We start from the raw sequence: 13179 nt of genomic DNA on the forward strand, positions 1-13179 counted from the left end.
CCGTTTCACAACTCCAGCGAAGATGGATCACCATGCGCATAATGATCACCGGCATTCCGTCATATTTGATGCGGACCGTCGAAAGTGTTTCCGGGGCGAGCGTCAAGCATCGCCCGTATTTCGAACCCATTCGTACCAAAAAGGATGTGATCGATCAGGTAAAGAAGATTGCCAATACCGGCAATTATCTCATCGGCGAGGGCGCTGCGAACGCCGTGCGCGGCCATGATGTGACCTATGTGCCTTTCTGGCATCTGGCCAACAGCCTCAATTCACCGGATACCTATGCGAAGCTCAACGAAAGCTTCGATCTATGCCTGTTTGCCTCAGCCAATCTTCTGCGGCCCGGTTATGCGGCAACGACGGAATCCTTCGTCTTTGAAAAGCTGAACATGCCGATTGTAGTCATGGGCATCGGTATTCAGAAGAAGGAAAATCTGAAAGCGGAGTTGCCGGAAGGTACGCGCCGGTTCCTCGAAATTCTGCGCCGCAAGGAAAGTTTTTTCCTCACGCGCGGACATTTCACCGAAGAGTTCCTGAAAGATGCGGGCATGAAATATGTCCGCCCGACGGGCTGCCCGTCGCTTTACTATGCACCTGATCAGATGAAGCTCTCGCTGAGCCGCCTTGCCGATCCAAGCCTTGCAGACGCGCAGAAGATCTCGTTTGGCGGTTATCTCGGCAGCGTTGCAGATACGATTGTCGACGCCCACGCGCTGCTCGAAAAGGACAGTGTTGCAAGCTATGTCATTCAGGACGAGGTGATCGTCTACAACATGAACATGGCGGGTGAAGATCATTCCGAAGCCTATGATCAGGCCGCAAGCCGCATCACGGCACCGGTCGATTACAAGCACATGGAAAAATGGCAGCGCAAGAACGAGCTGCTGGTGTTCTTTGATACGCACAAATGGCGCAGCTGGATTTCCAGTCAGGATTTCGGTCTGAGCCGCCGTTTCCACGGCACGATCATCGGCATGCAGTCGGGGGTTCCGGGACTGATGATCGCCGTTGATGATCGCATGCGCGAAATGCTGGGCTTTGTCGGATTTCCGCATATTGAGGCAAGCGTCTGGAATCGCGAGCCACAGAAAAAGGCCTATCTGCGCGACTTCCTTTCCAAGATCGATGTGCCTGCGGCCATCAATCGCTATTCAGAATGCGAGGCCAATTTCAACGGGGCGCTGAAGGATATCGGTATCCGATGACGAGAATCGGCAAGAGGATCAGGGGCAAGAAACGGGCAATGGCAGCCTTGCTTGGCGCTGCCTTGCTTGCCACTACGCCTGTTGGTGCCCTTGCAGATACGCGCTTTGGCGTCAACCGGGTCAATATGGCTTGGCTTAAGCCGCCTGAGCGCGAACTGATTTTCGATCAGATGGTTGAGAACGGCGTGGCGGCGGTTCGGCTGTCACTCACACGCCCGCTTGACCAAAGCATTGATGCCGTGCGCCTCGCCCATCAGAAGGGCCTGGCTATCCTGCTCGAAATATCGCTCAACAATGCGGACTTCTATCCTGAAGGAACGAAGCCTCGTTCCGGGCGCGGACGCATATGGGACATGTATCGGCTTTCCGACATATCTCCGGAGCGCTTTCAGCAGGTGGTTGCAGATGCTTTGCAGAAGATCGATGCGCTTGGGGTGCCTCTGGTGGCCGTGGAACCCGGCAATGAGATCAACTGGGGTGCCTATAACGGCGATCTGGCCATCCTGCCCAAGGAAAAGATGAAAACTGCCCGCTCGTTAGGCGAGATGGAGGAGCTTCCACTGGTCGAAAAAGGTGCGGAGAAATACGTAGAACTTTTACGCATTGTTCGTGCGGAGCTGGCAAAAACCAGTCACAGCACCAAGGCAAAGGTCGTATCTGCTGGGTTGTCCGACATCCCCTTCATCGATGCTGACCGGCGCGGGATAGACACTGTCGAACCAGCCGACTTTACCAATCTTCTCAAGAAATATGGTCTCGATGGCGCTGCTGACGGTTACGGCATTCACATCTATCCGGGGAGCAGCGGCACGCGGGCAGCACGCGCAAAGCATATCAACAACGCGCTTTCGTTTTGCGGCGGTGTCGATGGTAAGCCCTGCTGGATCACGGAATGGGGCTTCGCCAATACATCAAAGGCCTGTCCGGCCAATGACAATAATCGCGAACAGCTGGTCGAGAAGGCACGTGACCGCTTCCGTCAGATGATGGATAGCGGCCAAATCGCAGCCGCTTATTATTTTGATTGGGATGCAAGCACTTACGGTGTCTGGCGTTGCGGGTCGCTGACGCCAGCCGGTAAGGCTGCAACGGTGACGAAATGAAACTCAAGACTGTAATTATTGGCGGATCCAACACTGTCATGCTGCCCGGCTATCTGCCGACGCTTCTGTCGACAATGGCAAAACGCGGGGTGGAACTGGATATCGTGGCCGATCTGGCCGTCGGTGGTACAACAAGCGCGCTCGGGCTTTATCAGCTCAAGCAGTTCGAACAGCTCGAAGAGTGTGAGCTGTTGCTGATTGAGTACGCGATCAATGATGCCTTTGTTTATGGGGATGAGCGGCGTCCATTCCGTCATTGGGCACGGTTTTACGAAGGAATCATTCGTTACGCGCTTGAGCGCAATCCAAACCTGCGGGTCGCAACGCTCGTGTTCGGCGCGCGCAATGGCTCATTTCTGAATTCCATTCCTTCGATTGATGCAGGCATCAATTACATTTCGCAATGGTATGGAACGATCTCAGCCGATGTCTCGCGAATGCTGATGCAGCAATATGGCCGTGATGTCGTAAGCAATCCGGCTTTCTATCTCGATCAGGGCCATTATGCGCGCCCAGTTTCGACAACCATCGTTGCGAATTTGATTGCAGATGTTCTCGAACCGGCGTTGTCTGTTCCGCATCGTCCGAAGGCGCTGCCATTCGCCATCGATCCGGACCATTTCGCCAATGCGCGTGCCTTGAGCGGCGAGCAGCTTTGCAAGCGGCTGGGTCGCGTTCCGGTCCAATACAGCAATCGTCGATTCTCGATCTCGGCGCTCGATCTTGGTTCAGACAGAATGCGTTTTGAGGTTGATAACGGGCAGCTGCTGGCGCTTGGCTATGTCTGCGACCCCCGTATTCCGCCGCTTGATGTAGCGATGGGCGGGGAGGTGCATCGCGCCGCCATGATGAAGGGTGGCGTACGCGATGGAACCTATAAGTTTCTGGTTTCGATGCTGAGTTTCGAGTTTCTTTACGGCACTAAATTGCTGGACGCACGCGGGAATGTGGCGCTTACACTATCCAGTGCCGAAGAGGGTTTGGAACACAAGCTGCATGTTCCCAAAGACAGTGCCAACCATGAGGAACTTCCTGCGGAACCGGTGCTTCCGATAACCGGCATCCTGTTTTCCGGCAATTTGAAAATCATGTCGCTGGAGAAGAAGGCCGCTGTAAACACTGTTCTATCGGAAGCCGCCCAATAAGGCCGCTATTCTATAAAAACATTGACGCTGGCGGCGCGTCCAGCAGCGTCAACCACCGTCAATGTCGAGTAGCCGGTTCCATCCGGTTGCCAGTTTGCCGTCCGTCGCCGCTCAATCTCTGCGATGGGCTTCCCATTGGCAAGCCAGCGAAACGGTGCGCGTCCGCCCTGTAATTTCAGCACCAGCGGCGAGGCATTATCGGTCAGGGCTTTCAATTCGACATGCGCGCCATCCGGCGGAAATACGATGCGCGGTGCAGGCTCAATCGTGGCTTTGAGAACCGGCAGAGGATCGCTGCTCGATGAAAAGCGTATCTGCGTCACCGGAAGATCGGCGCGTGCCGTGCGAAACGAGCCAGCAGGCGCACGCGGCAGCGGCACCGAAACAACGCCAGAACGCACAAAGGCTTCAAACAGAATGGGCGCTGCCGAAACATAACCGGCAAGGCCCGGCACCGAACCACCATCGGCACGCCCGACCCAGACACCCAACACATAACGCCCGTCATAACCGACCGACCAAGCATCACGATATCCATAGGAGGTGCCGGTCTTGTAAGCGAGGCCGAGGCGTTTCGCGCCTTGCGGCGGTACGATACCGGCCAGAATATCGCCAATCTGCCACGATGCCTGCTCGCTCAGAATAGGAGCCGATGGCTGAACAGGTTCTGAACCTTCGGTGCCGTCACGAAGGGCTGCCCCTCGTCCGCCATTGGCAAGGCCAGTATAAAGCTGCACCAGATCGCGCAGGCTGATGCCCGCGCCACCAAGGCCGATGGCCAGTCCCGGTGCTTCACCTTTCGGCAATTGCAGATTAACCGCCGCCTGTCGAATACGCGTGGTGAGCCGCGCAGGACCAATTGCATCAAGCAGGCTGATGGTCGGCACATTCAGCGACATTTGCAGCGCCTGACGGATGCTGACATCGCCCTGATAGCTCATATCGAAATTGCGCGGACGATAGCCTGCAAAATCCTGCGGGCGGTCCTCGATGATGGTTTCCTGCGCAATCAGTCCCTGCTCGAAGGCCAGCCCATAGATAAAGGGCTTGAGCGTTGAACCCGGCGAGCGCACGGCGCGGGTCATGTCGATCCAGCCCTGCCGCTTGCCGTCAAAATAATCAGCGGAGCCGACTTCGCCTAAGATATTGCCGTTGCGACTGTCGGCCAGCACCATGGCGACCGATACTTTTGGCCCAAGCTTCGCAGCAGCTTCGCGTGCCACAACTTCAAGCCCAGCCTGCACCGACTTCTTAAGCGTCAGCTGATGCCGGGCATCGGTCGGCGCCTGTTTCAAAGCGAGATCGGCAAAGTGAGCGGCCAATGAAGGCAAGGGATGACGCGTCGCGGATATGCGCTCACGCGATGCCCGCTCGGCTTCTTCGCTTGTGAAAACATCAGACGAAACCATGCGTTTTAGAACGCGATCCCGCGCAGCAACCGCGTTCTCCATCTCGCGATCCGGGCGGCGGCGCTCCGGCAATTGCGGCAAAGCCACAAGAAGCGCTGCTTCCGATATGGTGAGGCGCAGCGGCTCTTTGCCAAAATAGGCTAACGATGCCGACCGTACGCCTTCCAGATTGCCACCATAGGGCGCGAGTGTCAGATAACGTTCGAGAATTTCAGACTTGCTCAGCCGTCGCTCAATTTGAACTGCACGCGCCAGCTGGCGGAACTTGGAGCCGAAGCTGCGACTTTCGCGCGGCTCGATAAGGCGTGCGAGCTGCATGGAAAGTGTGGAGCCGCCGGAAACAATACGGCCGCTCCCTGCAAGCTGATACGCAGCCCGAAAAAGCGCTGTGAAATCGATGCCGCCATGATCGTAAAAACGCTTATCCTCATAAGCGATCAGCATTTTCACGAATTTCGGATCGACATCCTCGATCCGCGTATTCAAGCGCCAATAGCCGTCCGGTGTTGCATAGGCGCGCAGCAAAGCGCCGTCGCGATCCATAACTTCGGTGGAAATGGTCAGCCGTTCCGGCAAAGGCGGAGGATAGGTGCGGTCGAGCCAGTCAAGCCCGACCACGGCTCCGAGTGCAGCGATGCCGAGAAACGCGGCACCGCCAATCGCTATTTTCCAACGCCTTTTCATTTGTTTGGCCATGATCTTGTCCGAAAACCGGTTCCCACTTTTCGGGATCATGGCTTACGGTGCAGCCACCTCCATCATGCTTGTCGCCGTGCGCGCTGCAAATTGCGGACGATACATATCCTCAACCGTTGCCGCCGGATGGGTGTAAAGACCCGGCGTCACCGCACGCACCACATAAGCGAGCGTGATCGGCTTCTTCTCGCCTGCAGAGCGGTCGAAAGCTGCCACAAAACGATCATTGCGGAATTCGAGATGCGCTGCCTGTGTGCTTTCAAGCCATGGGAAATTGCCAAGATCGGCACTGGAAACAAGGCCCGGATTGTCGATCTCGAAACCAGCTGGCAGCAGATCGGTCACAAGCAGACGCGACTGCCATTCCTGCAGATCGTCGACTTTCAGAACAACTACATATCGCTCATTCTGATTGACGCCGGTGACATTGGCCGGCTCGCCATCGAGCGTATAATAAGTACGCTCGATGTTGAAACCTTCTCCACCCGCAGGCAGTGACTGAGCAGGTGCTGCAACAGCCGTGACGACCGCATCAACCGAACCCTGACCCTTGTTGGTGACGACCAGCGGCTGCGTTTCAAGGGCTGCCCCATTGAGACGCTCGGAGAACGCGCCCTGATGCGCTGTGCCATTGATGTCGAGGCTGATTGCGCCATTGTCATCCTGAAGCCCGCGTGCTGCAAGCAGCATCCATGCCTGATCCTGCGTGCTGAGATAACGCGCCTTTTCGCGCTGGAACTCGACCAGCGTAATCAACGATGGCAGCACTTTCGGCGCAGGCTTGGTCTCCGACGCAAGAGCCAGCATTGCCGCGCCATCACGCAGCGGCGAACCATAATCGGAGCGATTATAGTCATAGCTGGACTGGCTGGTTGCGAGCTGGAGCGACGCATTGAACACGCGTTCCGAACGCGGCTGATCACCATAAAGAGCAAGTGCTGCACCAAGCTGGGCAACGGCCATCGGGCTTGCAAAGTTTTCAAGCTGGGTATCGGCAAAGTAACGCAGATCGCCAACTGAAGCCTTCTTGTTGCGTGCCAGAACATAGAGCGCATAGGCAATGTCGTTGCCGCGTTCCTTGACGTCGGTGGTATAGCCGAGCGCATTTTGCAGATTAGAAAGTGCGGACAGCATCGCCTGCTGCGGTACGTCATAGCCCTTTTCGCGGGCACGCGTCAGGAAGTCGGTCACATAGGCGTCCATCCAGAGATCACCCGATCCCGGCGACCAGAGGCCAAACGAACCACTCGAAGACTGGTTGTTGAGCACGCGGAAAATGGAATCCTGTACGCGCTTTTTAAGTTCTTCCTGACTTTCCAGACCCGCTGCCGCTTCCGTACCTGCAGCCATTTCGCTCAAATAAAGCAGCGGCAGTGCGCGGCTGGTGGTCTGCTCTGTGCAGCCATAAGGATAGCGGTCGAGCGCCATCAACAAAGCTGGCACATCAAATGCGGCACTTCGCGTCACACCAACGCTGACAAAAGCACCATCAAGCAGGCTTTCAGACAGAAGGCCGCCATCGACTCGCACACTTCCGCCATTGGCCGTGAGATTGACGACATGGCGGCTCGTGACCGGCAGATCGACCGGACGCACCGGCAATGCCAAAGCCTGTTCAACATTGAGGCCTGCATCGTTGGAAAGCCGGATCGTCACACCACCCGCACCCGTTGCCACAGCATTGAGTGGAACGGTGATCGACTGCCGTTTGCCACCTTTAAGCGCGATGCTTTCAGGATAAGAGCCAACCTCGACACCGAGATTATCGGTGGTCTCAAGGCTCACACGATAATCGCCGTCCGGTGCATCCGTATTGGCAATATCAAAGCGGATATTGGCCTGATCGCCGGGAGCCATGAAGCGTGGCAGCCCAGCGGTGATGACCACAGGATCGCGGATGATAACATCGGTCACCGCATGGCCAACAGCCTTCTTGGTCCATGCCACCGCCATGACGCGCGCGGTGCCGTTGAACTGCGGTATGTCGAAGTCGATAGTTGCGTTACCGTCGCTATCCAGTTCAACCGGACCGGAGAACAGCGCAACCAACTTTTCGGTGGGCGGACTGCCTTCCGCTGCCATATTGCCACCATCGCCACCTGTGCGCAGCTTCCCGGTGACGCCGAGCGAACCATCGATCAGGCGACCATACATATCGCGCATTTCAAGGCCCAGCTGACGCTGGCCGAAGAACCAGTTTTCAGGGTTCGGCGGCTGATAGCGTGTCAGATTGAGAATGCCGACATCGACTGCCGCGACCATGACATAGGCCTCCTCGCCACCCGCATTTTCAACCGAAACCGGGATGGAAAGTGTGGAACGCGGCGTGATCTTTTCAGGCGGGGTCAGCTTGACTGCAAGCTGCTTGTCGGCAGGATCGACCTTCAGCCATTTAAGACCAATCGCACGCGCAGGCATACGGCTTTCAATCGCCTCACCCGGACGGAACAGCGTTGCCGTAACATAGGCGCCCGCACCCCAATCCTCACCCACCGGAATATCGATGGTCGTGCCACCTTCCGGCACGCTTGCGGTGATTGTCTTGAGCAGCTTCTCCGCACCAATGGTGATGAGCAGCTCACCTGCAAAACGCGGGGAGATTTTCAGTTCTGCTGTGTCACCTGCCGCATAATGTTCCTTGTCGAGCGCGATTTCGAGCCCGTCCGGTGTTTCGGTCGAGGTTGAACTGACAAACCAGCCTGCATCGAATTCATAGCTTGTGGCCGGGCCCGAAGCATCAGCGGTTTCGATTTCCAGACGGTAACGGCCCCAATCGACCGGCAGACTGATTTCAGCTTCGCTATCGGTTGTAAGGTCAATCTTGCCGTTGGCAATCGCCTTGGTGAAAGTCACTGGTTCGTAGTTCCAGCTGTTGCCGCTGCGATACCACTGATAATTACGCTCGATCTTGACCAGCGACCATTGTGCGCCATCAAGCGCCTTGCGATCACCCTTACTGTCAGAGGCGATCAGGCTGAACTTTGCAGTGCCGCCCTGCGGAACTTCATCGCCAGCAAAATCCGGGCGAATGCCGATGAGATCGGTTTCCGGCTGAATGGCCACATCGATCTTACGCTCAACCGCACGACCACCGGTTTCGCGCATACGAACGGTCACGGCTGCATTTACGAGACGCGTCGTTGACGGCATTTCATCGACTGTAACCGGGAAAGTCGCCTTGCCATTGTCATCGACTTTTGACAGGCCATCGAGCGGCAGGCGCGTAGCTTCGCCCTGTTCTTCATCGGCGAGACCGAAATAATAGCCCTTGAAGCGGTCCCACTGACGCTTGGTCGAAAGCGTGACTTCGCCTTCAAGCGCAAGACCAGCGGCAGGCGCACCATAGAGGAAACGACCATCCACGGTGATATTGGCGGTTTCGCCAACAGCGATTTCCGGTTTGTCAGACGTCAGATCGAACTCGATCCGGTCCGGCACGAAATCTTCAACCAGGAACATCTGCGTGGCAATCGCTGGCTGCTTGGGATCGGTATAGACCGAAACATTCCAAGTGCCGCGCATGGCGTTCGACGGCAAGGTCAGGTCGATGGCATGACCACCGGCCAGTTTGCTATCGGAAACAAGACGGCGATCTTCCACGCCATCGGGACGCGTGAAGATGAAGGTGAGCGGTAGATCATCAATTGCGGTTGCGGTGTCGTCACGCGCAAGCGCGCCTACATGCACAACTTCGCCCGCGCGGTAGATACCGCGCTCTGTCCATGCATAAAGATCAAGCGCTTTCGGCACGGCACGGCCCGTCACACCACGATCGGAAAGATCGAAACCGGCGCGCGCCATATCGAGGAATGTGAAATCCTCATCATCGCTACTTGCCATCAGCACCGCTGGCACCATGCCGTCCGTGCCGCGTGTCAGTCCCGGCGTAAACGTCGCACGGCCATCGCTGTCGGTGGTCGCTTCGCCCAGCACTTCGTTGTTGCGTGCAAGCAGCGTCAGCTTCACGCCTTTAAGCGGCTCTGCGCTTTCCAGCGAACGGGCAAACACATTGATGCCGTCCTGTCCGGTATAGGTCGAAAGGCCGATGTCGGAAACGACAAACCACTGTGTTGCCTTGGTGCCATATTCATCATCGGACTTCTGAACCAGCGGTTCAGCGGTTAGCACATAGACGCCGGGCTTGCGTTCCGGCAGTGCGTCATCAACCGGAAAACTGGTCGTTGCTTCCTTGTTCAGCTCATTGCCTGCAACCTCGATCTCACCTTCCCAGACAGGCGCACCCATCTGATCGGAAACCGTGCTGATGTCGTAGCTGTCCAACTGGCGCAGGAACTGATAGCCGGAGAGAAGCTGTGCCAGCGAACGGTCGCCGACGCGGTAGAGCTTGACCTTGGCTGTGCTCAAATTGACGCTGACCAGCGGAATGCCGCGACGGGCTTTCGCAGGCAGCACGAAGCTGTCGCCAGTAAAGCGCACCGATGGCGCGCGGTCCTGCACATAGATCGAAAGATTGACCGGAGCTGGCAGCACTTCGCCAACAGCCGATGGCAAACCCTGACGGAACGTCACCGTATAATTGCGGCCATGTTCCAGACCCTCGACGCAAATCTGGCGATCCTTGGCGTCAACGGCTTTTGGCGCGCCGTTATCGAGTGTAACGAAGCTCGAATAATCGACACCGCTTTTCACCAGTTCTTCCGAGAACTGCACACAGATGCGCGGCGCCGCATTATCATTATCGACCGTATTATTGACGATGCGGAAGCCTTTGCGGGCCTTCAGATCTTCATAGGCGTCACGAACGGATGCGGAATTGACGAGATCAAGGCTCGCTTCATAGGCCTGCAAGGCCGGGCGCGATGCATCGCGCTTTTCGAGTGCCTGCGCCATGACGGCAAGCGCTTGCGCGCGCTCATCCTTGGTGCGTGAGGTCTGGTAGGCAAACCACGAGGCCGACGTCGCATCGCGCTGGAACTTGGAACGTTCCTGACCATTGGACGGCTCGGTCGCAAGCGCTGACAGTGCATATCCGGCCCAGATTTCGCTTTCGTCCGGCGACATGCTGGCAGCCAGGCGGAATTTTTCCATTGCCGTGCGCGGATCGCCATTCATCCCAGCAGCGCCTGCCTCATTGCGCAGATCGCGCAGGCTGTCGGAGCTTTCAAGGCCGCCGATTTCGCGCTTGAGACGACGGGCTTCGTCAACCAGATTGGTGGCAAAGAACGAGATGGCAGGTGCGGCGCCAAGATCTTCAACTTCGCGCGCAGCTGCGGATTGCGTTACGACCTTGCCCGCAATAGAGCCAACGGATTGATTGAGCTTGTTGAAATCTGATTTCAAGAAGCACCATTTCACCTTCGGATTATAGGTGAAGGCGAGGCAGGCGTTGTCACCCAGGCAAATGCTTTTGCACTGGTCGAGCGAAACATTCTTCTCCGTACGCAAGTCGAAGCCGAAATAATCGCTATCCTTGGTAATCTCTATCCGCCGGGTTTCGGCAGCTTGCGTCGTGTGGGGAGCGGCCGACAGGCAGGCTGCGACCGCAAAAGCCCATAAAAACCGGTTGAAACCAATACGCATTTGCATCCCCTCACATCGACCTGTGCCATTTCCAATTATATTAGAAAAGGCGAAAAGAATCAGGCTCATGTGAAGCCTCACCGCGACAAACTGTCAAGGTGAATAGGGGATATCTACAACTATTAGGATAATTTTAGAGAAAAGTACGATTTGTGGGATACAGGCCTCACAGAACGTATCTGCTACCTCAGGACGCCAGCACGTCATTCCCTTCTACCGGAGTTGCCAGCCTTTCTGGAGGAAGATCTGGAGAAAGATATTAAGAATCCGGAACAAAAAGGTCTTTTGCGTGTTAGAATAGAAGCTGCAGAATGCACATCGCTACGCACCATGGGAGGGAGGGCAGAGATGAGCAATATTCTATTTTGGACTGCTTTGGTAATCGTGCCAGTGCTTTTGGGTACTGCCTATGCTTATGTGCAATCGATCCGTCACAGGGACGATTTCTGAAAGGAGAGAACACCTTCAGTTTCCGTTGCCTAGCTGAAGGCAGCTGGAGTTCTGTTGTCTGCAAGGATGTCGCGCTTATCAAGCAGCGATTCTTTATCGATTTTCGGATTCAATCAGTTCGTTTCTCTATGCCGGATCATATGTGCAATCAGGACCCGGGTTGAGTTTGCTAGTTCCAGATAAAGTTAATGGTTATCTCAATTTGTAAGTCTTTCAATGGGTGGCAATGTTAGATTGAAAAGGTTACTCTTTTCAATCTAAGGATGTTGTCTTTCAATACATTTTTATTCCCTTATTTAGGGGGATTGTGACGAATTTTCTAATAAAATTAATAGTTTACGGTTTTAAGTATACTTATCGGCTGTTTACTCGACGAGAATGTGTCGCATATTGGATCAATCGATGCGGTTCTTTGTTCTGATAGATTATCTCTGTTTCCCGGAAGTAGTTTCACTTTTCGCGTGATATTTTGCGTTGCTTAATGAAAGAAAATGCCCTTCTATTGTTGCAAGTACCGCATTGCAAAGAGCTGAGGGGTTTCAATGCATTGTCTCGATATCGGCTCGCGCGCCATCCGTTTCATGTCCAGTACAGCGCTGATAACCTTGGGGGCGGTTTTGCTACACGACGCCCCTGCCAACGCAGCATGTTCGTTCTCGCCGACACTCGGCGATGACACATTCATCTGCGACAGCGGCGCATCAACCGGCGGTCTTAGAGCCTGAATCATAATGAATGTAATGATATCAGGCTCTTGCGATACGCCGTGTGAGGAAGCGGATATTTGCGATGTATATCCACGCTTCGGAAGAAGCGATAGTTTTCTCGAAGTCTTTGGCCAGTCTGCGACACCTTCCCAGCCATGCAAATGTTCGCTCGACCACCCATCGGCGTGGCAGGGCTTCGAAACCGTTGGCCTGATCGGAGCGCTTGACGATTTCCAGTGTAAACTTTCCGACCTTTTCCAGCCTGCCTCTGAGCTTGGGGCCTGCATATCCGCCGTCAGCAAAGATATGTCGCAGCCACGGCCATCGTTTGAGTATGGTTTTCAAGACGTCCGGTGCGCCATCGCGATCCTGAATACCCGCAGAATGGATCACCAGACCAACCATCAAGCCAAGGGTATCAACGACAATGTGACGCTTACGTCCGCTAATCTTCTTTCCCGCGTCAAAGCCCCGTATTCCGCCACTTTCCGTGGTTCTAACTGACTGGCTGTCGATGACGCCAGCCGTTGGACTGGGCTGCCTGTCAGCCTGCTCACGCGCCAGCATCACAAGCGTGTTGTTGATGGTACGCAGCAAGCCTTCATCGCGCCAGCGGTAGAAGTATTTCTGTACCGTCGAGAATGGTGGGAAATCGGTTGGCAGAAGCCGCCACGCACCGCCAGATGATGCGATATAAAGAAGCGCGTTTACCACCTCACGCAGATCCGTTTTGCGAGGGCGACCAAGGTATCTGGGCGAAGGCATCAGCGGTTCGATCACTGACCATTCCGCATCCGTTAAATCAGTTGCATAGCGCGAATTGCGACGTACATAGTGGCGGCGAGCGGTTACTGTCCAGGCCATTGTGATCTCCATCGAATGTAAGCAATCCGATTGGATCATAACCTACTGTAATCGCT

Annotated in this window: 7 protein-coding genes; 4 read left to right on the forward strand and 3 right to left on the reverse strand. The window is 55.5% G+C overall.

The window, feature by feature from the left end; genetic code table 11:
• The first annotated feature begins 32 nt into the window (after positions 1-32).
• The 3 genes from MKS82_RS18635 to MKS82_RS18645 are packed head-to-tail and all read left to right on the forward strand — an operon-like array spanning position 33 to position 3456.
• Entirely contained in the window at positions 33-1208 is a 1176-nt protein-coding gene (locus MKS82_RS18635) for a polysaccharide pyruvyl transferase family protein (protein ID WP_109987381.1), read from the forward strand.
• Positions 1205-2311: a glycosyl hydrolase gene (locus MKS82_RS18640; protein WP_240579159.1), complete on the forward strand. Its 1107-nt coding sequence runs from the start codon at positions 1205-1207 to the stop codon at positions 2309-2311. The genes MKS82_RS18635 and MKS82_RS18640 overlap by 4 nt, the downstream gene beginning before the upstream one ends.
• The gene (locus tag MKS82_RS18645; RefSeq protein ID WP_109987379.1) at positions 2308-3456 is read left to right on the forward strand and encodes a hypothetical protein; all 1149 of its coding nucleotides are present in this window, start codon (positions 2308-2310) and stop codon (positions 3454-3456) included. The genes MKS82_RS18640 and MKS82_RS18645 overlap by 4 nt, the downstream gene beginning before the upstream one ends.
• A gap of 5 nt (positions 3457-3461) precedes the next feature.
• On the opposite strand, the gene pbpC is transcribed toward MKS82_RS18645, so the two are convergent.
• A complete protein-coding gene (gene pbpC, locus MKS82_RS18650) occupies positions 3462-5561 on the reverse strand; it encodes a penicillin-binding protein 1C (RefSeq protein WP_109987543.1) in 2100 nt (699 codons plus the stop codon).
• Positions 5562-5603: 42 nt separating this feature from the next.
• The gene (locus MKS82_RS18655; protein ID WP_181394271.1) at positions 5604-11102 is read right to left on the reverse strand and encodes an alpha-2-macroglobulin family protein; all 5499 of its coding nucleotides are present in this window, start codon (positions 11100-11102) and stop codon (positions 5604-5606) included.
• Positions 11103-12094: 992 nt separating this feature from the next.
• On the opposite strand from MKS82_RS18655, the gene MKS82_RS18660 reads away from it, so the two are divergent.
• Positions 12095-12277 carry a hypothetical protein gene (locus MKS82_RS18660; RefSeq protein ID WP_240579160.1) on the forward strand — a complete coding sequence of 61 codons (183 nt, stop codon included), beginning with the start codon at positions 12095-12097 and terminating at the stop codon, positions 12275-12277.
• A gap of 21 nt (positions 12278-12298) precedes the next feature.
• On the opposite strand, the gene MKS82_RS18665 is transcribed toward MKS82_RS18660, so the two are convergent.
• On the reverse strand, positions 12299-13123 hold the full coding sequence (locus MKS82_RS18665) for an IS5 family transposase (protein WP_240578521.1): 825 nt from the start codon (positions 13121-13123) through the stop codon (positions 12299-12301).
• Positions 13124-13179 lie beyond the last annotated feature (56 nt).

The organism is Ochrobactrum sp. A-1 (assembly GCF_022488005.1).
Classification (GTDB): Bacteria; Pseudomonadota; Alphaproteobacteria; order Rhizobiales; family Rhizobiaceae; genus Brucella.